Annotated in this window: 17 protein-coding genes and 1 pseudogene; 9 read left to right on the top strand and 9 right to left on the bottom strand. The window is 39.9% G+C overall.

What is annotated here, in order from left to right:
• Positions 1-22 precede the first annotated feature (22 nt).
• Positions 23-1,051, bottom strand: coding sequence for an NADP-dependent oxidoreductase (locus tag EU510_RS06230; protein WP_149592730.1), 1,029 nt, complete (start codon positions 1,049-1,051; stop codon positions 23-25).
• 173 nt (positions 1,052-1,224) lie between these two features.
• Complete coding sequence (locus EU510_RS06225) at positions 1,225-1,725, bottom strand: GNAT family N-acetyltransferase (protein ID WP_149592729.1); 501 nt, start codon at positions 1,723-1,725, stop codon at positions 1,225-1,227.
• A 149-nt stretch (positions 1,726-1,874) separates the two neighbouring features.
• On the opposite strand from EU510_RS06225, the gene EU510_RS06220 reads away from it, so the two are divergent.
• The gene (locus tag EU510_RS06220; protein WP_149592728.1) at positions 1,875-3,080 is read left to right on the top strand and encodes an anhydro-N-acetylmuramic acid kinase; all 1,206 of its coding nucleotides are present in this window, start codon (positions 1,875-1,877) and stop codon (positions 3,078-3,080) included.
• Positions 3,081-3,121: 41 nt separating this feature from the next.
• Here the strand turns inward: EU510_RS06220 and EU510_RS06215 are convergent, their stop codons facing one another.
• The gene (locus EU510_RS06215; RefSeq protein WP_149592727.1) at positions 3,122-3,607 is read right to left on the bottom strand and encodes a hypothetical protein; all 486 of its coding nucleotides are present in this window, start codon (positions 3,605-3,607) and stop codon (positions 3,122-3,124) included.
• 347 nt (positions 3,608-3,954) lie between these two features.
• Between EU510_RS06215 and EU510_RS06210 the strand changes: the two genes are divergently transcribed.
• Complete coding sequence (locus EU510_RS06210; RefSeq protein ID WP_262501201.1) at positions 3,955-4,716, top strand: metal-binding protein; 762 nt, start codon at positions 3,955-3,957, stop codon at positions 4,714-4,716.
• A 203-nt stretch (positions 4,717-4,919) separates the two neighbouring features.
• On the opposite strand, the gene EU510_RS06205 is transcribed toward EU510_RS06210, so the two are convergent.
• Together EU510_RS06205 and EU510_RS06200 are read right to left on the bottom strand one after the other, a co-directional pair.
• Positions 4,920-6,047: a zinc-binding dehydrogenase gene (locus EU510_RS06205; protein WP_149592726.1), complete on the bottom strand. Its 1,128-nt coding sequence runs from the start codon at positions 6,045-6,047 to the stop codon at positions 4,920-4,922.
• Between the two features lie 43 nt (positions 6,048-6,090).
• Complete coding sequence (locus tag EU510_RS06200; RefSeq protein WP_149592725.1) at positions 6,091-6,768, bottom strand: glutathione S-transferase family protein; 678 nt, start codon at positions 6,766-6,768, stop codon at positions 6,091-6,093.
• A 166-nt stretch (positions 6,769-6,934) separates the two neighbouring features.
• Between EU510_RS06200 and EU510_RS06195 the strand changes: the two genes are divergently transcribed.
• The 4 genes from EU510_RS06195 to EU510_RS20045 all read left to right on the top strand — a co-directional run bounded on the left by EU510_RS06195 (position 6,935) and on the right by EU510_RS20045 (position 11,458).
• Positions 6,935-7,861, top strand: coding sequence for a LysR family transcriptional regulator (locus tag EU510_RS06195; protein WP_149592724.1), 927 nt, complete (start codon positions 6,935-6,937; stop codon positions 7,859-7,861).
• 228 nt (positions 7,862-8,089) lie between these two features.
• Positions 8,090-10,057: a hypothetical protein gene (locus tag EU510_RS06190; RefSeq protein ID WP_149592723.1), complete on the top strand. Its 1,968-nt coding sequence runs from the start codon at positions 8,090-8,092 to the stop codon at positions 10,055-10,057.
• Positions 10,058-10,128: 71 nt separating this feature from the next.
• Entirely contained in the window at positions 10,129-10,587 is a 459-nt protein-coding gene (locus EU510_RS06185) for a thioredoxin family protein (protein ID WP_149592722.1), read from the top strand.
• A 652-nt stretch (positions 10,588-11,239) separates the two neighbouring features.
• Positions 11,240-11,458 carry a hypothetical protein gene (locus EU510_RS20045; protein ID WP_262501200.1) on the top strand — a complete coding sequence of 73 codons (219 nt, stop codon included), beginning with the start codon at positions 11,240-11,242 and terminating at the stop codon, positions 11,456-11,458.
• 123 nt (positions 11,459-11,581) lie between these two features.
• On the opposite strand, the gene EU510_RS06170 is transcribed toward EU510_RS20045, so the two are convergent.
• A complete protein-coding gene (locus tag EU510_RS06170) occupies positions 11,582-12,460 on the bottom strand; it encodes a LysR family transcriptional regulator (RefSeq protein ID WP_149592721.1) in 879 nt (292 codons plus the stop codon).
• Between the two features lie 121 nt (positions 12,461-12,581).
• On the opposite strand from EU510_RS06170, the gene EU510_RS06165 reads away from it, so the two are divergent.
• Positions 12,582-13,664: a YeiH family protein gene (locus EU510_RS06165; protein WP_149592720.1), complete on the top strand. Its 1,083-nt coding sequence runs from the start codon at positions 12,582-12,584 to the stop codon at positions 13,662-13,664.
• 26 nt (positions 13,665-13,690) lie between these two features.
• Here the strand turns inward: EU510_RS06165 and EU510_RS06160 are convergent, their stop codons facing one another.
• Positions 13,691-15,001, bottom strand: coding sequence for a DASH family cryptochrome (locus tag EU510_RS06160; protein WP_149592719.1), 1,311 nt, complete (start codon positions 14,999-15,001; stop codon positions 13,691-13,693).
• Between the two features lie 132 nt (positions 15,002-15,133).
• A complete protein-coding gene (locus EU510_RS06155; RefSeq protein ID WP_149592718.1) occupies positions 15,134-16,861 on the bottom strand; it encodes a DUF885 domain-containing protein in 1,728 nt (575 codons plus the stop codon).
• A gap of 228 nt (positions 16,862-17,089) precedes the next feature.
• On the opposite strand from EU510_RS06155, the gene EU510_RS06150 reads away from it, so the two are divergent.
• Both EU510_RS06150 and EU510_RS06145 read left to right on the top strand, forming a co-directional pair.
• A complete protein-coding gene (locus tag EU510_RS06150) occupies positions 17,090-17,677 on the top strand; it encodes a DUF4202 domain-containing protein (protein ID WP_149592717.1) in 588 nt (195 codons plus the stop codon).
• Between the two features lie 39 nt (positions 17,678-17,716).
• A pseudogene (locus EU510_RS06145) lies at positions 17,717-18,219 on the top strand (zf-TFIIB domain-containing protein).
• Between the two features lie 78 nt (positions 18,220-18,297).
• Here the strand turns inward: EU510_RS06145 and der are convergent.
• Positions 18,298-19,764, bottom strand: a complete 1,467-nt coding sequence (gene der / locus EU510_RS06140) for a ribosome biogenesis GTPase Der (protein WP_024597862.1) — start codon at positions 19,762-19,764, stop codon at positions 18,298-18,300.
• Positions 19,765-19,803 lie beyond the last annotated feature (39 nt).

The following is a 19,803-nucleotide window of genomic DNA, read 5'->3' as shown; positions in this document are numbered from 1 at the left end:
TTGCCTTACAAGCCGTTTAAAATTAAAGTGGGTTATTAATTTTAACCACAGTTTTACCAAAGTTTTTACCGCATATCATATCGTTGAACGCGTCTACTGTATTTTCGATGCCTTCTACCATGTGCTCACGGTATTGAATTTTTCCGTCTTGTAGCCATTTTTGCATGTCTTGTGCAAACTCGTCGTAACGGTCGCCGTAATCATCAAAAATGATAAAGCCTTGCATTTTAATACGCTTAGTAAGCAATTGCCCCATTAGCATACCTAATCGGTCTGGGCCTTCTGGCAAGCTAGTAGCGTTGTATTGCGATACTAAACCACATAGTGGTACGCGCGCTGCGGTATTTAATAGTGGTACTACGGCGTCGAATACTTTACCGCCCACATTTTCGTAGTAAACATCAATGCCTTTGTCGCAGGCTTTTTCTAGCTGTTCTTCAAAGTCATCTGCTTTGTGATCAATACAGGCATCAAACCCTAGCTTTTCAACTGCATGTGCGCATTTTTCGCTACCACCAGCAACACCGACTACTTTACAGCCTTTAATTTTAGCTATTTGACCAACCGTTGCACCTACTGGGCCTGTTGCTGCTGCAACAACTACGGTTTCGCCTTCTTTAGGCTGGCCAATATCAAGTAAGCCCATGTAAGCAGTAAAGCCAGGCATACCCATAATACCTAATGCGTATGAAGGGTTTGCAGGCTCTTTACCTAACTGCATTAAGCCTTCGCCGTCGGTAATGGCGTAATCTTGCCAACCTGTGTAGGCAAGTACCCATTCACCTTCATTAAACTTATCGTTTTTAGACTCTTCTACTTGGCACACAGTTGCGCCAACCATTACATCGCCAATATTAACAGGATCAGCGTACGACTTAGCATCACTCATACGACCACGCATATACGGGTCTAATGATAGGTAAATAGTGCGTAGTAAAACTTCGCCGTCTTTTAATGCAGGAAGCTCTACCGTTTTAAGTTCAAAGTTTTTTTCGTTCGGGGCGCCATTAGGGCGTGATGCTAAAGTAAGTTGACGACTAGTTGCAGACATAAAAATCTCCTCTTAAAGTGAATGTACTTAGCGAATGTTTATGCGTTAAATTAATATCTAACCTAAACAATAATGCGCGCTAAGCAGTGTAAATATATATTTTTACCTCAATACATTAGCTTTGGGCGAGGTACTGGTAATTCAAGCTTTGCAGAGTATTTATTCTAAATGGCTTATTTTAGCTTGCTAAAAATATGGCTATTGTAAAATACGCCGTTTTTATAAATAGCCTGTTTAAGCACAGCCTCTTGCTCAAAACCACTTTTAATAAGTGCTTTCATTGAGCCGGTATTACCAGCAAATACTGCACCAAAAATTCTGTTTAAGTGTGAGCTTGCAAACGCTTCATTGCATATAAGTTCAATAGCGCGTGTAATAATACCTTGCCCCCAATAGGCTTTATTTAGCCAATAACCAATTTCGCCACTGTGGCTGTATTCAAATTCGCCGGGAGTTACACCAATACAGCCCGCAAATTGCCCATTTACAACAATGGCCTTAGCCGTTGCATCAATTACGCCGTTTTTTGAGCCTTGGTTTATCCACCAATCAGCATCGGCTTGCGTATACGGAAACGGAATTTTTGACGATAGAAAACGCGTCACCTGTTCATCATTTAGGGTGTTTATAATAAAAGGCGCGTCTTGGGCTTTAAACTCTCTGAGGGTGATCATATTTTTTCATAAATTTTTAGTATGCACACTAACTTAGCAATCATTTAAGAGTTAAACAATAAGAACCTAAATTAAACGGTTTACGGCTATTACTTTGTTTTAAAGTCCTCTAATATAAGCAAAATATTACACTTATTTTAGATGCCATTATGCACCCTCACATTAAAGCACTTTATAACAGCGCCCAAAAACCAAGCCGTTTAATTATTGGTTTAATGAGCGGCACCTCGTTGGATGGGCTTGATGTTGCACTGTGTAAAGTAACGGGCGCGGGCTTAAATACACACATTGAGGTTTTAAATTTTATCACCGTTGACTACAACGACGATTATAAAACTAAAATAAAGCAGGTATTTGCCAAACGAGAGTGCGATTTAGAGCTTGTAACTTTACTGCACCCGTGGGTAGGTAAACTCCATGGCAATATGGTTAATCAGTGCTTAGCTAAGTGGAATATAAACCCAGCAAGTATTGATGTAATAGCAAGCCACGGGCAAACCATTTACCACTGCCCGCAGTCGCAGCATAACCACAAAAGCTTTACTAATGGCACCTTACAAATTGGCGATAGCGACCAAATAGCCGTTACTACGGGTATTACAACTATTGGTGATTTTAGGCAAAAACACATAGCCGCAGGAGGTGAGGGCGCACCACTGGCTGTGTATGGTGATTATTTGTATTTTTCGAGCGCTGTTGAGAGTCGGGTTTTGCTAAATATGGGCGGCATAGCTAACTTAACGTTTTTACCCAAAAATGGTGATGCAAACGGCGTATTTAGCTCCGACATTGGCCCCGGTAATACCATTATGGATGCTTACGTTCAGCAGCATTTTATAGGGCAACATTATGACGATGGCGCAAAAATAGCAAAAGCAGGCAAGGTAAATACACCATTATTAAATGCATTATGTAATAACGCATTTTTTAACCTTCCAATGCCTAAAACCACAGGGCCTGAGGTATTTAACTTAGCGTATTTAAACGCCGCACAGCAGCTTACAAATACACAGCACTTAAGCCATGAAGATGTAATGGCCACCTTAAATACCTTTACTGCTACTGTTATAGCAAATGCAGTAAACGAATGTGCGGAGCGCGCACAAAATTGTGTGGTGTATGCAAGTGGTGGGGGTATTCATAACCCATTACTAATGGCGCAACTTACAGCGCTTTGTCCACGTATTAAGGCTTTTAAAAACACCGACGATTTAGGTATAAACCCTGATGCAAAAGAGGCCGTGTTATTTGCTATTTTAGCAAACGAATGCCTAGCCGGTGAGCAGCAACACCTAAGTAATACCGCACAAGGTATTGCGGGAGTTACTATGGGTAAAGTAAGTTTTGCAGACTAACAACTTATAAGTAGTGTCGTGTAATTTTAGTGCTGCCAGCACTAAAACAGTGATAAAAACGTAGACCCCATACTCGCAAAGTAGCTACGAACGCCTTGAGGCTTAGCGTGTTCAGTTTTTATTTGCTCAGGAATGTAGCCTTGCTCAAATGCTTTAATGTACACATCGAGTTGTTGGCTTTCTTTTAAGGTCGTGTTTTTTCCGTGCAGCATCATTTGCACTACAAAACACTGGCTTTGTGTAATGTTACTTAAAGTAAGATTTACAGTACCAGATTCAAGGTCTGCATTGCTCAGCGTTTTTTCAGTAAAATACTGCGCCCCACGCGCACTGGGCTGCGTAGCACTTAGTGAAATAACATCGCTCTCATTTGCGCCATCAGGCAACACACACTGCAGCGTAATGTTATGCGCAGCATTGGCTTTTAGCGATAGCTTTTCATATTCCATAGCGTGGCTCATCGCCGCAGACATAGAATCATCAAATGATTGCTGTGCAAATGTTAGTTGCACTAAGGGTGTACTCATCTTACTTAATCTTCTTGAGTCTATTCATTTATCGGATAGAGATTATCGCGGATCAAAGTTACAGATTTATGACTAATTGCATTAATTAGTACAATTATTGAGTAGTTTGATCAAAGAGGATCTTTTTGTTTTCGTGTTCAAATAAAACTAACGAAGCACGTTTTTTTTATTGCCTCCAATTTTTACAGAGTTAATTAACAAACTTAGTATTAGCGATCTCTTACATAATTTGTTAAAACCAACTCAAGAAATTATTAACTCATTACACAAGGACGTTAAATATGGGAAGCTATAGTAAGAGCATATCAAAGCGATTTGAGCATACAAAAATTCAAGCTGGGTTTTGATTGATTTGCGGTATTTACGGCCGGCTTTCTCAAGACCATGTACCTCCAAAAGGTGCGATAACAATAACTAAGGTTGAGCAGCGTCATATTACAGAGTTGATGGAGGTTGAAGCATCAAGAGTTAAAGGCGTACATTCACCAAATGGTAGTAAGTTCAAAACTATTTGTCATAATTGTAATAATACTCACCTAGGTGGTAACGATGATGAAGTGGCTAGGGTCTGTAAATCTCTAACATTGCAAATAAAGGATTATTTCTTTCATAGTGGTAGCCCATACACACTTATCAATACAAATATTGATGCTAAAAAGTTTTCAAGGGCAATGATTGGTCATGTTCTGGCCGCAACTTCGGTTAAAGAATGTAAAGATGAGCCACAGTATTCGCCTTATTTTCAGCCACTAAAAAATTTTGTTCTTGGCGAAGATAGCGCTATTGATGATACTCACGATATATATTATTGGTATTACCCTTATAATAAACATTTAAGCGCGAAGTGTGTTGGATTTTATAACAATGGAAATATTTCTACTGTCAGTTTATTAAGCTTTTTTCCAATCGCATTTATGGTAACTAAGAAAAATGAAGGTATATATCCAGCTCATGCACGGAAACTAATATTAACCGATAGGAAAATATGTCTAGATTTAAACTCAAGGGGTTACGAGTTTGCAGAATTCCCATTTCATGGATTAAAGGGTAACCAGATGATGGCATTAGCCGACTATCAAACAATAGTCAGTTACCCAATTGGGCAGTAATAATCAGTAATATCTTCATCACTCAATATTGATAGCGAACGAAAGACAATCTAGACGTTATCTTAAATCTTGGACTTTAAGTAGTTACAAAGTAGTCTTTTTATTATGACAAAAAAGCAGATACCTAATTAGCATCTGCTTTTTAATTTTAAAACCACTGCGTTAAATGCTGCGGTCTTTAATACTTACTTAAGCCCATTTAATTAAGTTTGAGGTTTAATTAAGTACTTTTCGCCTGTTGCTTGTTTAGAATAAGCGGCAATTGACTGTAAGTGTAATACCTTAGCTAATGACACTTCGTGCGTGTAGTTGCTCGCAAATGTAGTGGTGATTTCATCAGCAACGCGTTTGCGCATTTTCATTACTGTATCTGTGCCTAATTTACCTAAAGCATTAAATAACAAGAACCCGCTTACAGCCCAAGCAAAGCCAAAGTTACGATTAAGTGTAATAGGCCCGCGGTCTAGTGCGCCATAAATGTACACTTGTTTGAATGTATCAGAGCCATAAATTGTGTGCTCTTTCATATCGCGCGCAGCTGCAACTTCCATACAGTTAAGAATGTCACTTGTTAGTTGGCCGCCACCTATTGGGTCGAACGCTATAGTTGCACCGGTTTCGATTATTGCAGCTGTTAGGTCAGCAAGAAAAGTGTCGCTGCTTGAGTTAACAATATATTTTGCACCCATATCGCGCAGTAATTTTTCTTGTTCTGGTTTACGAACAATATTAATTAAATCAACGCCATCAGCAATACAAATACGGTTTAGCATTTGGCCAAGGTTAGAAGCTGCAGCCGCGTGAATAATAGCTTTATGACCTTCAGCGCGCATGGTTTCTACCATTGCTAGTGCGGTAAGTGGGTTAACAAAAGATGATGCACCTTCTTTGGCGGTAGTCCCTTCTTTTAGCTCTAAGCAACTTTGTACATTGGCACATATAAATTGACGATACGTACCGCCGCCAATTACTGCAACGGTTTTACCCATTAATGCTTGTGCGGCTTGTGATGAGCCTGCTGCTACTACGGTGCCTGCACCTTCATTACCTACTTGTGTTGCTTTACCAACACGTGTTTTAAGTGATGGCATAAATTGAGCTGGAACATCAGCAGTAATTACTGGGTTTTCATCAGTACCCGATTGTTTTGCAGTAGACATATCAGCTGCGCTGAATAAAACGCCTAAGTCTGATGGATTTAATGGTGCAGCTTCAATACGAATAACTACTTCATCGGCATTTGGCTTTGGCATCTCGATGTTTTTTAAGGCAAGTGTGAGTTTATTGTCTTCGCTGATAGTTGAAGTAAGTTGGATATTTTTATCTGTCATAATACTGTTCCTATAAATTGAGAATGGGTAGCGTATAGCGTAATTATTTGCTTTGAGCTGCCTGTATTTGTGCTGTTACCTTTTGCATAAACTCAGGCATATTTGCTTGGCGATCTGCCTCTATTTGCTGTGCAATAGTCGATTGACTCATTTTTACTTGCCATTCTTTCATACCTGGGATTTCGGCCAGTACATCCCAATTAAGCTCTTTTGGCGTGAATGCGTTAACCACTGTATTTACGTAGTAAACGTAAATATCTGCCATGCTAAATTGTTCGCCTGCTATCCACGGCGAAAAATGCGTTAATTCACAAAGGGCGTTTACACCGCGCGTTAATAGCTTGCGAATGTCGTCTTTTACGTGTTCAGGTGCAGGGGAGCCTGTAAATACATACGGAATTAAGCGTCTGCTTGGCAATTCAAAGTAAAGCTCACTTATTTTCATAATTTGGCGAACAAAAGCACGCTCGGCTGAATCTTCAGGGTATAGCGTGTTGCTTGGGTAAGTTTCTTCAAGGTAGTCGCAAATAACGCTCGACTCTGCAATATTTAGCCCATCAGCGGTGGTAATAGCCGGTACTTTTCCCATAGGGTTTATAGCTAAAAACTGCTCGTCGTTGTTGTATATAAGGTGCTCATTAAATGGCAGCTCTTTGTGTAAAAGTACATGCTTAACCAAGTTGTAATAGTTACTAGCTGCGAAGCCGTGCAAAGTAATCATAATGTAGCCTTTGGTTTTAAGCTTTAACTATTGGCGTTAAATAAATTAAAGCGTGTAGATAAGTTAAGGTTATTATTACTTGTTTTAATTTGCTTATATATAAGGGAAAATGCGAATCACTTTTGCCTTTTAGGCAATAATAAAGCTTACTTAACGCAGAGGCAGCATGGATCAACTAAAAGCTATACGGTATTTTATAAAAGTAGTCGAAACAGGCAGTTTTACTAAAGCTGCAAAAGCGTTTGGTGTGCCGCCTTCGTCGTTGTCGCGCCGAGTAGCCGATTTAGAAAAAAGCTTAGGCGCTACGCTTTTAAAACGCTCAACCCGCATTGTTAAGCTTACTGAAGTTGGGCATATTTATTACAACGATATGCAGCAAATTTTGGGGCAACTGGCGCAGAGCCAAGAAACAGTGCGCAGTTATCAAACTACACCCATGGGGCGATTATCAATTAGTTGTATGGTTGGCTTTGGCGACAAAATTTTAATGCCGCTACTTGATGAATTTAGTGTTTTGTATCCCGAAATTATACTGGATGTAAGCCTAAGCGATGAGCTTTCTACCCTTGGGCGTGACGACGTTGATATAGCCATTCGTGGAGGGTATGCACCTAACGAGCGCGTGTTAGCAATTAAGCTTATGGATAATAGCTTTATACCTGTTGCATCGCCTGGTTATTTGCAAAAATACGGGACGCCTAAAAGTGCTATGGAATTACTGCAGCACCGTGGCCTATATTTTAAAACACCCTCGGGGCCTACACCATGGTTATGTAAAGTGGATGATCAATGGCACGATGTTTCTGGGCCTGCGGTCGCTATTTCAAATAACGGATCGTGGCTGGCTAAAAAAGCGTGTAATGGTGAGGGCATTTTAATGTCAACTCGATGGGCGCTCGACTCATACCTTGAGTCTGGTCAGTTGCAAGAGCTTAAGTTTGAGCATGAGGTGGCAATAACGCAAAACACCAATATGGCCGTTTATCTATTATACCAAAAGCAGCGCTATTTAGTGCCAAAGGTAAAAGCGGCGGTCGATTTTTTAGTACAAAGAATAAAAGAAACAGGTGAAGGTAATAAGCAAACAAAATAGCCCTTAAGAGTAAGGTGGGTAGATTAATTGAGTGTCGGATGGCGCTGCGCTTATCCGACCTACGCTTATCCAATTTATTTTTACCAGATATATATTTATATTTATGTTTGTTTAACTTATTAATAAATTATTTGTATAAATAATAGGTAAAAAATGCGCCTTTAGGCTAAAGCTTTTAACTAAGCGCCCGATAAATTACTTAATAGGGTTTAGCGATTAAGGATAATCATGGTTAATAATATATTTGGCAGTCAGGCTAATTTAAGCGCTTTGCTTGCTCAATCAGTTAATAATACTAACCAAAGCTCTGTGAGTCCTTCGCTACTAACCAGCAGCGACCTTCAAGCTATTAATGATTTACACATTAACGCGCCTAAAATAACCGACGAGCTGCTTAGTCAGTTAAATAACGAAACTATTGACGAAGCACTAGCCAGTAATCAAAAAGTTGAGGATGTTTTACAGCAGCAATTAACCTCACTATTTACAATATCGAGCACACCAAGCCTTAATAACTATAAACCCTCCAATGAAGAACTCGCTCTGCGCACCGTAATAAGCTCTCAGCATGAGGGGTTATTAAAAAACGAAAACAGTACCCAATTAATCGAGCGATTAAATACATCAGTTAAAAATATTCAGGGTGCTTATGCTAATACCAGCGATATTTTATTAAGCTTAGGGCAGCTTGGGCATGAGCAAAAAACGTTTTTAGCTTCAAGCCAGCAACGTGTTGAGCGCACGCTTAATCCGTACATGGAAAGCCTTAATCGCGCAAAATACGAGGATGACGATAACTACCTGTTTGAGCTCTCGGTAAAAACTAAAGAAGGTGATGTTATAAATATCACTTTTAATTCGTCACAAGGTTATGACGAAGAAACCGGTGAAGCGATAGATAGCTTTGGCATAAGTTACGAAGTTAATGGCAATTTATCTGAGGCTGAACATGGCGCTTTAACGAAGGTTATGGCGGGTGTTGGCGAAATGGCTGATGAGTTTTTTAAAGTGAGTGAGAATTCATTTAATCCTATTATAGTTCCAAACCAAACAGACATGAGCTTAGATTTTTTAGCGGGCTTTAATAGTGAGCAGTTAGCCGGTTTTAATGTATCGTTTTCAACAACGCAAAATGATGCGCTTGATACTGCCCAGAATACGCTTGATTTAAGTTATTCCATTGATGAAGCATCAAATCAGCAAGCACTTGTGTTTAAAGCAGTAGGTGGGCAAAACGACATTGATTTTGCACTCGATATGTCAACCATTGGCGCTAAAGACACGCAGCAAATGCAGCAGTATTTAGCGTCGCTTGATCAAAGCCTAGAAGATAGTCGAGTAAACAGCACCAAAGACGATAAAGAGTCGGCATTTGGGCGCAAAGGCGATGAGGCAATGCAGCAAGGCTTTGCATTGTTTAAAAGTGCTTTTGCGAGTATGTCGTCGGCGGCTGAGCGTTATAGCAATTTAGAGTCACTTGCAGATCAGCACTTTAATGACGGGCGCGCCATGGTTGCCGATTTAGTTGATAATATGATTACAAACGATGCCCGTTACCAAGGGCTTGGTAATAAAGCGCCAAATACATTAGGATCGGGTATTTCTAAGCTCGCTGATTTTGATGCTACGTTTTCATATGCGCTGGATAACGGCGACTATCAACCTAAAAACACTATTGAGCTAAGCCAAGCGACTGAACAAACCCAATTAGGGGATCTTAGCGGTTTAACACAAAGTAAAAACGTAAGTAGTCACTTTGATTATCAATACAGTCGCCCCGACTACTACGACAAAGAAGAGAGTTATAACGTAGGTACCGCAGTTAAAAATAAAGAACTTGTGGGGCTTGACCAATCTCACGAAGTTGATGTTGATACAAAAATGTTTGAGTTTAATCCACAAACTAATCAATACGAGCTGCAAATGGCGATGCAAGAACAAACGATTAGCAAAAGTGACATTCGCTTAATTGACGATATTTGGCTTGAAGAAAACGAAAACAGCTACAACATGAATAAAAAAGAGCGTGTTGAGAGTGACGAAAAGCAAGACGAGTTTGAAAAAACAAGCAGCCATTCTCATAATAAACTAGTTACCTTAATTGGTGATTTAGATAAGCTAGCTGAGAATAAAGACGTAAGGCGAGAATATTTAACTAACTTATCGCAAGTAAACTTTTTTATGGATAAAAAGTAACGCCTGAGAGCTGTTCACTCCACACTCAATATTGGGTATAGTCGTTTGATACCTAAATTAAGAGCAACCTTATGTTTAAACAATTAATTTTACTGTGCGCTTTAAGTATGCCGCTTGTAAGCTGCGCTGCTACGGCGCCATTTTCTGGCGAGATAAGTACGCAGGCACTGTTAAGCGACTACGATAAATTTAACGAACAATACAAAGCGTTTACACCAACCGAGCAAGATATAGCCCTAATGCAAAAGCTAGAAGGCAAGGAGCTAATTGTATTATTTGGTACATGGTGTCACGACAGTGAACGCGAAGTACCGCGTTTAGTTAAGCTGCTTGATGAATCTAAAGTTACACTTGCCAGTATTGACTACGTGGCCGTAGGTTACAACAAGCGCGATGATGCCGGCATTGCACAGGCTCATGACTTACAATACACACCTACGTTTATAGTAAAAGATGATGGAAAAGAGTTATTACGGGTAGTTGAAAAGCCAACGGGTACGTTAGCGCAAGATTTAACACAGGGTTTGTAAGGTCTATTCTCATGTTATGGCAATTCAATTAAAAGGATGTATAAAGTTTGGTTTTCTGTGATTTGTTGCTAATAACAGCCTGTCATTTTACATCAATTAGTTAAGCGTTATGTGAGCATCAACTCGCGATTTTTATAATTAATATGGATATTTATGAAGTGCAAAAAGTGTAAATCAGGAATTACCTCCCCAGTTGTTAAAACGACAAATATTAACGGGACTCCAATCGCATCATCATCTTGCCCAGTTTGCGGTGAAAATTTAGATGGTTCAAAAAGGTATTGGGTTTTATTAATTATTTTACTTATAGGCATTGGTGTAGCATCAAGATATTTTTCTTAACCCTAGTTATATTAGCCACGCATGTGAATGAGCAAGACTTTGGTTTTGATTATTAGTCTTTTACTTAAAAGTTATGTGACTTATGAAATTAATGCGAACTGAAAAAGTTCAATTGTGGTTTATGATAAATGCCAACAAATTATATGTAGCTACAGCTGTTTTTGGTGCTATTTTTGTCTTAATCTGGGGGGATGCTTCTTAATGGGAATACGAGGAAGATAAAAATTACTTCAGTACCTTTTTTTCATCAATTGATAGCAGAATTAGTTTTGTAAGGCATGGTTATTCAGGTACCAGTTTAAGAGTTGTTGTGAATTTTGATGCCGAAGGGCTCACTCTGGATGAAATAAAAAATATAACGCCAAAATATAAATATTTGATTCTTGAGCGCATTTGCAATGATTTAGAGAGTTTGAAAGTTTTAGAAGACGGCTACTATTTTGATGTGGATTTAAGGGATACCAGTTCTGAACACATGTTTAAAAATTATTTTAATTTAATAGTGAAGCATGAAAGGTGTATCACGTAACACAAGTGAGTTTTAACTTAGCTAATAGGCATTAGAAAGACTAAAGGGCTCAAATTTTGACTTCAAGGATTAAACTTTATGTAAATTTTCTACTGGTGCCTCACTACTAACAGATTGCGAGCACTACTCACTAAATAAACTTTTTTCGAATGCTTGTGCGGCGTGTGAAGACGGTCTGTCTTTATAATGCAGTTGATACAGTGGCCGAGAGAGTTGCTCGTTATTTTTTTGGCTCAGGCGTGTTAATTTACCTAGCTGCACTAAATCATCAGTGACTACATTTGGCAATAAAGCAACGCCCATTCCTTGTGCTACTGATCTTGCTATGGCTTCGTTGCTGCCCAATTGCATATTTTGCTCTGCTTGTACGCCATGCTCTGCTAATAACTTTATCGACATTTCTAAAGTGCCAGAGCCTGGCTCGCGCAGTAGCCAAAATTGATTGTTTAACCATGCTTTTAAGTTTTTCGTGGGCTTAAAGTTACTAGGTATAACAACACTCATTAAATCGTTTTGCCAGTGCTTACTTATTATATGTGGCTCTGTAGGTGTGCCCTCAACCAGTGCTAAATCTATAGTGCACTCTAGCAATGCGTGCTCAATTTGCGCGGTATTGGCAACTTGTACTTCTACTTTTATATGCGGGTACTGCGCGCAAAAATTAGCTAAATAGGGCGGTAGCCAATAACTGGCAATGGTTGTACTAGTGCCAATAACGAGTGTGCCGCGCTTAAGCCCTGTACGCGATTTAATATCGTCAATGGCGGCTTTTTCAATGGCAAAAATACTACGGGCGTGATCATACAAGGCTTGGCCGCCTTCACTTAAGGTGAGCTTTTTACCCTTAGATGCACGTTCTATAAGTTGAATATTTAACTGATGCTCTAGCTCTTTTAGCGCTTTAGATACAGCCGGCTGGCTTATAAAAAGCGCCTCGGCTGCGCCTGAAAAGCTACCCAATTTAGCCACTGTATAAAACACCCGAAGTGCATGTAAGTTCATTGTGCCTCTCAAATCACATAACCTTAAGTTATCGAATCATGATTTTAATGTATTGGAGTTATATTTTGCGCTTTCTTAAAATGAAGTCAACAGTTTAACGTTGTTCAATTGAGAGAATATTATGCTTAGCGCTATTAAAAATGGGTTTCAGCCTTTGGGTATTAATACTAAGCAATACGGCGATAAACGCTGGTGGTTAGGTATGCTGCTGGTGGTTGTTTTAGCGGGGGCATCTGTTGCATTAAGTAAGTTACCCATAATGCAAAGTGCGCAATTTAGCTCTTTAACTATTGGTATTGTGCTTGGCATTATTGTGGGTAACAGTATGTTTTCGCGCATTGCTGCGCGTACCGATGTAGGTGTTGATTACGCTAAAAGTATTTTACTCAAAGCAGGTATTATTTTATTTGGTTTTAGAATTACCTTTGCACAGGTAGCTGGCGTTGGCTGGCATGGCTTACTAACCGATATTGTTATGCTCAGTGGTACGTTTATATTAGCAATACAGCTTGGCAAACGAGTATTTAAGCTTGATGAGCAAACAACCATACTAATTGGCGCAGGTAGCTCTATTTGTGGCGCAGCAGCTGTAATGGCGACTGAGCCGGTTATAAAAGCGCAAGCGCACAAAGTATCAGTAGCTGTGGCAACGGTGGTGGTGTTTGGCACGTTAAGCATGTTTGCCTACCCAATAATGTTTGAATACATGGGGTTGAGCGAGCACGCATACGGTATTTTTGTAGGTTCAACCATTCATGAAGTAGCGCAAGTGGTTGCAGCGGGTACTGCGATAAGTGCCAATGGGGCCGACACCGCAGTAATAGAAAAAATGCTAAGAGTGATGATGCTTGCGCCATTTTTAGTGGGTTTATCGTTTTGGCAAAGTAAAAAGCATGCAAAAACAAACAACAGCAAGCACAGCAGCGAGCAAAAATCGGGAATTACGATTCCTTGGTTTGCGGTGTTATTTATAGTGGCAAGTGGTGTGCATTCACTCTCTATTATTCCTCAAGTGACTACGAACGCAGTTGTTTGGTTTGATAATATATTACTTACCATTGCGATGGTGGCTTTGGGTTTACGCACACATGTTGGGGCAATTCGCCAAGCGGGTATTAAACCGCTGTTATTAGCAGGTTGTTTATTTTTATTTTTAACTTTGGGTGGCTTTGCAATTAATGTAGGCATTGCTCAAGTGTTTTAAATATAACCTGCTGGAGGTAAATTGGCTTAAATAGGCCAATCTACTTCGTTTAAGTGATCGAGCTGCTGTGTTTTATTACTGTGCCCATGCCACTTGTTGGTATAAGTACCATTTGGGTCAAACTGCGTCGTTTGCTTTTCAATATTAAAATGCCTACCGCCACGCGGATCTACACCTACACCAGCAATATATTGCCAGTTACCCCAATTAGCCGCTACGTCGTAATCAATCAATTGCTGTTCAAAATAAGCCGCGCCGTATCGCCAATCAAGGCCAAGCTCGTTTACTAAACAGCTTGCTGCAATTTGCCGTGCTCGGTTTGAAATGTAACCCGTAGTGTTTAGTTCTTCCATAATGGCATTTACAAGTGGGTAAGGCGTTGTGCCGTTACACCATGCTGCAAAACGTATTGGTATAAAAGTAGTGATTGGTTTAGTCTGTTTTTGCCCTTTAAAGTTAAACAGGCTGCTACCTGCTTTAAGTGCGTGCCATTTAAAATACTCTCGCCACAGCAATTCAAATTTAATCCAGTAGGTAGACTCGTTTGCCGTGTTGCTTCGCTCGTAATCTTCTACGGCTTTATACACTTGTTTTGCACTTAAACAGCCAAAGGCAAGCCAAGTACTAAATTTGGTAGTGTTATTAAAGCCATCAAGCTCGTTTCGAGTTGTTTTATAGGTGCTTGGCAGTAAGCCCGAAAAGTACTGCGCAAAATGAGCTTGCGCACTTTTAAATCCGCCGTGCATTATCGCGTTGTTGTCATCAATAGGCTCAATTGGTTTAGCCGCACATAATGTTATAGGTTGGGGGAGCAAACCGTTTGGCAAAGTAGAAGGTGTAATGGGGTTATTAGCGGCCTCTACCTTTTTACGAAACGGGGTAAAGTGTTTAGGTAATTCGTTTAAATCAAAAGGGAGGTCGCTTTGTTTATAGAGCGTATCTTGCTGCGCCCCTGTAAATTTTGTATTGGAACAATGTGCTTTAAGTAAGTTTATTTGGCGTTGCTCGTACAGGCCAAATTGCTCACTGTATACCACTTCATCAATATTTTGCTCATTTATACGCGCTTTTAAAAGCGATACGGGTTCGCCCTCAAGCACATGCAGGGTTTGCCCGCGCTCAATAAATATTTGTTGTAGCTCGTATAAGCTTTGCATTAAAAACTGTTGTTTATGCACACCATAGGGTTTTTGTTGGTAGTTATTATTTTTAAACCAATGCGGATTTATTATAAATACAATATCGAGTGTACATTGCCCAGTAGCAAGTTCACTTAAAATAGGGTTGTCGTCTATTCGTAAATCGTTTTGTAGCCAATATAAAATGCGTTTGCTCATAGGTTTGCTCAAGTTTTTGTAATCATTAACTCTACGAAGCAAAAGCGGGTAGGGATTAGTTTTGAGATGTTTAATAGACTTTTAAAAAGAGGCGATTATTAAACCGCCTCTTAGCTTATTGAAGTATTGTTTTTAAATAGCTGATTTTTGCTCTGCTATCCAATCGTTTATTACGTCTTCTAGTACTTCCATAGGGAGTGACCCTTGGCCGATTACGGTGTCGTGAAAGCTGCGTATATCAAACTTAGCCCCGAGTTCTTTTTCGGCTTTTGCACGCAGTTCGCGTATTTTTATTTCGCCCATTTTGTACGAAAGCGCTTGGCCTGGCCATGATATATAACGATCTATTTGATCCTCCACCGCGCTTTGTGGCAAAGCGGTGTGATCTGCCAAGTAGTCTATTGCCTTTTGGCGGCTCCAACCAAATGCATGAATACCGGTATCAACCACTAAGCGCACTGCACGCCACATTTCATAGCCTAAACGACCAAAGTCGCTGTAAGGGTTTTGATAAAAGCCGGCTTCTTTACCTAAACGTTCGGTGTAAAGTGCCCAGCCTTCGCCAAAAGCAGAGTGGCTAAGTGTGCGTCTAAATTCGGGTACATTTAACTCCATTGCAATGGCGTTTTGTAAATGGTGCCCTGGTATTGCTTCGTGTAGGCTTAGTGCTTCTAAGTTATACAAAGGCTGTAGCTTAGGCGTTGAGGCTAAAAAGTAAGTACCTGGGGAGCGGTTATCGGCCGGTGGCATATAAAACGCGCCACGACTTGCTGAACCTTTAATAGTAAAGGTATTACGCGGTAAATGGCCAAAGTAAGTGGGGAGTTTGCCATACATTTTTTGCGTGATAAAAGCGGTTTTTTCTAGCAAGTCTTGCGAATCTTTTGCGTAAAATTGCTCATCGGTTGCTAAAAATTCTAAAAACTCACTATAGGTGCCATCAAAACCTACTTCATCAATAATATTTTGCATTTGCGCTTTAATACGCGCGACTTCTTTAAGGCCTAGTTCGTGTATTTGCTTTGGTGTGGCATTGGTTGTGGTGTAGTAATTAACGGTGTATTTGTAGTAATCAAGCCCACCTTTAACGCTTGCAATGCCCGGCTGCGCTCTACAATGTGACATATAGTCATTTTTAAAAAAGTCATAAAAGTGCTGATAAGCAGGAATTACTTTTTCTTCAATTATAGCTTGGGCTTTTTGTTTTAAGCTTGCTTTTTGCACTGTACTAAAGGTATTAGGTATACGCGTAAAGGGCTCGTAAAGGGCGCTGTTTTCGGGGTTTTTAACTATATGCGCGCTAATGCTTTGGCTATAATTTTCAAAAGTTTTGCAGTAATGAGTAAAGCCTGTTTTTATACCTTTTTTCATTAAATCAATATTTTGCTGATTAAAGCGAGGGTAGTCGGCAAGGCTGATTAAAAATGCGTTGTAGTCATCGGTTGTTAAAAATGCCATGTTAGCGGGGGCTTCGGCAAAATAAGTATGCCAGCCACTTAAAAAATTAACCGGAAAATACTTATCTTGATAAAGGTAGCTTTGCTGCTCGGTTTCTCGCTCATATTTAAATAAGCGGTAGTTCATTAGCTGCTCGTTGTTGAGCGTTTTTGGGTCAATGCTGGCTAAGCTTTTTAGCACGCTGTTGTTATAAGCTTGGCGCTTTGCAATGGCTTGCTCGCTCCAATTTGGCAATGTACCGTTTGGCTTCCAGCCGTCTGGGTCGGTACGAAAAAATATTTTTTCAGCTTTGGCGTTTTGCCAGTGGTTATCAATAATGGTTTTTAAATCACTGTTACTGTCGGCAAGGCTTGGTAGCGATGTAACAGCTAAGCAAATAGCTAAAATACTTTTTTTAAACATATTATTCTCATTTTTAGCGCGTTGATTTTTATTAGTTTACGCACATATGTTATTTTTGTTTCTAAGATAATAACAAGTTAATTTAATCAATGCGCTTACTTTTATAACCTGTACTTCTTAGTATAACTTTTTGATTGAACAAATTTCACTGCGTAACTGAGTGACACACTAGTTTATTGTTTTACCAGCGTTTAGAATGATTAAAACTTATTATAAAAAATGACCGTCATGTTTAATAAAGTAATCGCCTTAATTGATGAAGCAAACAACCAAGACCCTAACAGTGAGCAACTTAATGGGGAGAGTGTTCCTAAAGAGTATTTATACTCACAGCGTATGAGCAACATGCTTAGCCGATTTAAACCCGATGCCGATGAGCTTATGAAAATTGCAGTGCGTGCACAGCATATTCAGCGTTGGAAGTCGCCACGTAGTGACTTTGAAATGAATAAACAGGGCTATCATCAGTGGCGCAGTGCACTTTATATATTTCATGCAAGTAGTGTTGTTGCACTTATGCAGCAAGCTGGGTACAGCGATGTTGAGCAAAACCGAGTGTACGATGCAGTCGCTAAAAAAAATATTAAACGTAATCCAGACAGCCAATTAGTAGAAGACGTAGCAAGCCTTGTATTTATTGAGCATTACATGCTTGGGTTTGCTAATGCAAAGCCAGATTACAATGAAGAAAAATGGATTGGGATTATTCGCCGTACATGGCAAAAAATGTCAGATGAAGCGCATGAGTTTGTACTTGCAGGTAATATTACATTGCCAGAGCCGCTTGTTGGGCTTATTCACAAAGCGCTTGAGTAAAGTAGTGTAAGTTAAGTATTAAAATAAAAGGATTTTAGAATGTTATGCCCACGCACAAATACCTCTCTTGAGCCGTTATTAATTGGCGGTATTACTGTTTTTACGTCAGCGCAAGGCGGCGTATTTTTGATAACAGCCAAATTTTTAAGTTTAGCTCGCCACAGTTAAAGCATGGTCAGGTTTTACTTAAGTATTTGAGTAATTATACCGAAGGTGAGGGGGATGTCTCATCGCGAGTAAATTGCCCTAAATGCACAAGTATAGTAATGATGCGCCGGTATTTTTCGCCGCTTAAAGTGGTTGAAATAGACGAGTGCCCAGGTTGTGCAGGAATATGGCTTGATAGTGGCGAGCTGGCAAAAATACACGAAAACCATTTAACCCCCCGAGAGCGAAAGCTGTTAGCCCACGAAATGGCAACCAATCATGGGTTTATAACTATTAAATCGCCTGCGTCTAGGTTTATGCCAACTAATAAAAATAAAAGTGCGCATGAAACCACGGTTGAGAACTTGGTGCGCTTAGCTTTACTTGGCTTGTAACTCTTAATAACGTATTAAAACAAAAACGGCGTACTAAAAAGTACGCCGTTTTTTTGTAGTAAATTAACTCTAACGAATTTATTTATTACGGTTTTCTTTTGCAAAGGCACGTATTTTACGTTTTTGCGAAAGCGTTACTTTATTAGTTCGCCCTGCAAATGGGTTATCACCTTCTCTAAATTCAATTTTGATTGGGGTGCCCATAATTTTAAGTGCTTTACGGTAGTAGTTCATCAAGTAGCGTTTGTAGCTATCTGGTAAATCGTGAACTTGGTTACCATGAATTACAATACGTGGCGGGTTATAACCACCAGCATGCGCATATTTAAGCTTAACACGACGACCACGAACAAGTGGCGGCTGGTGATCGGCCTGTGCCATGTCCATAATACGGCGAAGCATTGCGGTGCTAATACGCTTAGTTGCTGACTCGTACGCTTCATCAACTGATTCAAATAAATGACCAACACCTGTACCGTGAAGTGCAGATATAAAGTGTAAGCGTGCAAAGTCAATAAAGCCTAAACGGCGATCAAGCTCTGTTTTAATACGGTCTTTAACGTAGTCGTCAAGGCCATCCCATTTATTAACGGCAATAACCAGTGAACGACCTGAGTTAAGCGCAAAACCTAATAAGCTTAAGTCTTGATCAGAAATACCATCTCGCGCATCCACAACAAGTAAAACCACGTTACAATCTTCGATTGCTTGTAGTGTTTTAATTACTGAGAACTTTTCAACTACGTCACTTACTTTTTTACGCTTACGAACACCGGCTGTGTCAATTAACACATACTCTTTATCGTTACGCGTCATTGGAATATAAATAGAATCGCGCGTTGTACCTGGCATATCATATACAATTACACGATCTTCACCCAATATACGGTTTGTAAGTGTTGACTTACCAACGTTTGGGCGACCAATAATTGCAAGCTTTACAGGTTTGTCTGCAAACGCTTGATGATCGGTATCATCACCTTCGCCTTCTTCGTAAAGGTCGATTAGTTCTTCGTCATCACCTGTTACTTCTTCATCTTGAGCAGCTAGTTCAGCAATAAGCGGCTGAAGTGTTTGTTCAAGTAATAGGGTAATACCACGGCCATGTGCAGCTGCAATATGATGTATTTCACCTAATGATAATTGGTAAAATTCAGCACAGTTTGAATCTGCATCAATGCCGTCGGTTTTATTGGCAACAACAAAGCACTTTTTCTCTTGTTTACGCAAGTGATTAGCAATGGCTTGATCAGCTACGGTCATACCTACACGAGCATCTACTAAAAACAGAACAATGTCGGCTTCTTCAATGGCTAGCAGAGATTGATCTGCCATTTCGATTTCGATGCCTTCTTCTGAGCCATCAATACCGCCCGTGTCTACCACGATAAATTCATAGCCATCGTAACTAGCTTGGCCATATTTTCTATCTCGTGTTAAACCTGGGAAATCGGCTACGAGTGCATCACGAGTACGTGTTAAACGGTTAAATAATGTGGATTTGCCCACATTGGGTCGCCCAACTAGAGCGATCACGGGAAGCATAAACTACCTCTTTAAAAAACAACAAAAGGCTTCGCAGTG

Origin of the sequence: Pseudoalteromonas sp. FUC4 (assembly GCF_008370255.1) — a bacterium.
In the GTDB taxonomy this organism is placed as follows: Bacteria; Pseudomonadota; Gammaproteobacteria; order Enterobacterales; family Alteromonadaceae; genus Pseudoalteromonas.
The sequence above is the reverse complement of the archived record's forward strand: the minus strand, read 5'-3'. Positions and strand labels throughout refer to the sequence as shown.

Excerpts from the sequence above, each read along its gene's own strand:
- EU510_RS06215 (WP_149592727.1), bottom strand. The coding sequence starts at position 3,607 with ATGAGTACACCCTTAGTGCAACTAACATTTGCACAGCAATCATTTGAT.
- EU510_RS06150 (WP_149592717.1), top strand. The coding sequence starts at position 17,090 with ATGTTTAATAAAGTAATCGCCTTAATTGATGAAGCAAACAACCAAGAC.
- EU510_RS06160 (WP_149592719.1), bottom strand. The coding sequence starts at position 15,001 with ATGAGCAAACGCATTTTATATTGGCTACAAAACGATTTACGAATAGAC.
- der (WP_024597862.1), bottom strand. The coding sequence starts at position 19,764 with ATGCTTCCCGTGATCGCTCTAGTTGGGCGACCCAATGTGGGCAAATCC.
- EU510_RS06200 (WP_149592725.1), bottom strand. The coding sequence starts at position 6,768 with ATGATTACTTTGCACGGCTTCGCAGCTAGTAACTATTACAACTTGGTT.
- EU510_RS06225 (WP_149592729.1), bottom strand. The coding sequence starts at position 1,725 with ATGATCACCCTCAGAGAGTTTAAAGCCCAAGACGCGCCTTTTATTATA.
- EU510_RS06220 (WP_149592728.1), top strand. The coding sequence starts at position 1,875 with ATGCACCCTCACATTAAAGCACTTTATAACAGCGCCCAAAAACCAAGC.
- EU510_RS06165 (WP_149592720.1), top strand. The coding sequence starts at position 12,582 with ATGCTTAGCGCTATTAAAAATGGGTTTCAGCCTTTGGGTATTAATACT.
- EU510_RS06230 (WP_149592730.1), bottom strand. The coding sequence starts at position 1,051 with ATGTCTGCAACTAGTCGTCAACTTACTTTAGCATCACGCCCTAATGGC.
- EU510_RS06185 (WP_149592722.1), top strand. The coding sequence starts at position 10,129 with ATGTTTAAACAATTAATTTTACTGTGCGCTTTAAGTATGCCGCTTGTA.
- EU510_RS06205 (WP_149592726.1), bottom strand. The coding sequence starts at position 6,047 with ATGACAGATAAAAATATCCAACTTACTTCAACTATCAGCGAAGACAAT.
- EU510_RS06170 (WP_149592721.1), bottom strand. The coding sequence starts at position 12,460 with ATGAACTTACATGCACTTCGGGTGTTTTATACAGTGGCTAAATTGGGT.
- EU510_RS06190 (WP_149592723.1), top strand. The coding sequence starts at position 8,090 with ATGGTTAATAATATATTTGGCAGTCAGGCTAATTTAAGCGCTTTGCTT.
- EU510_RS06195 (WP_149592724.1), top strand. The coding sequence starts at position 6,935 with ATGGATCAACTAAAAGCTATACGGTATTTTATAAAAGTAGTCGAAACA.
- EU510_RS06155 (WP_149592718.1), bottom strand. The coding sequence starts at position 16,861 with ATGTTTAAAAAAAGTATTTTAGCTATTTGCTTAGCTGTTACATCGCTA.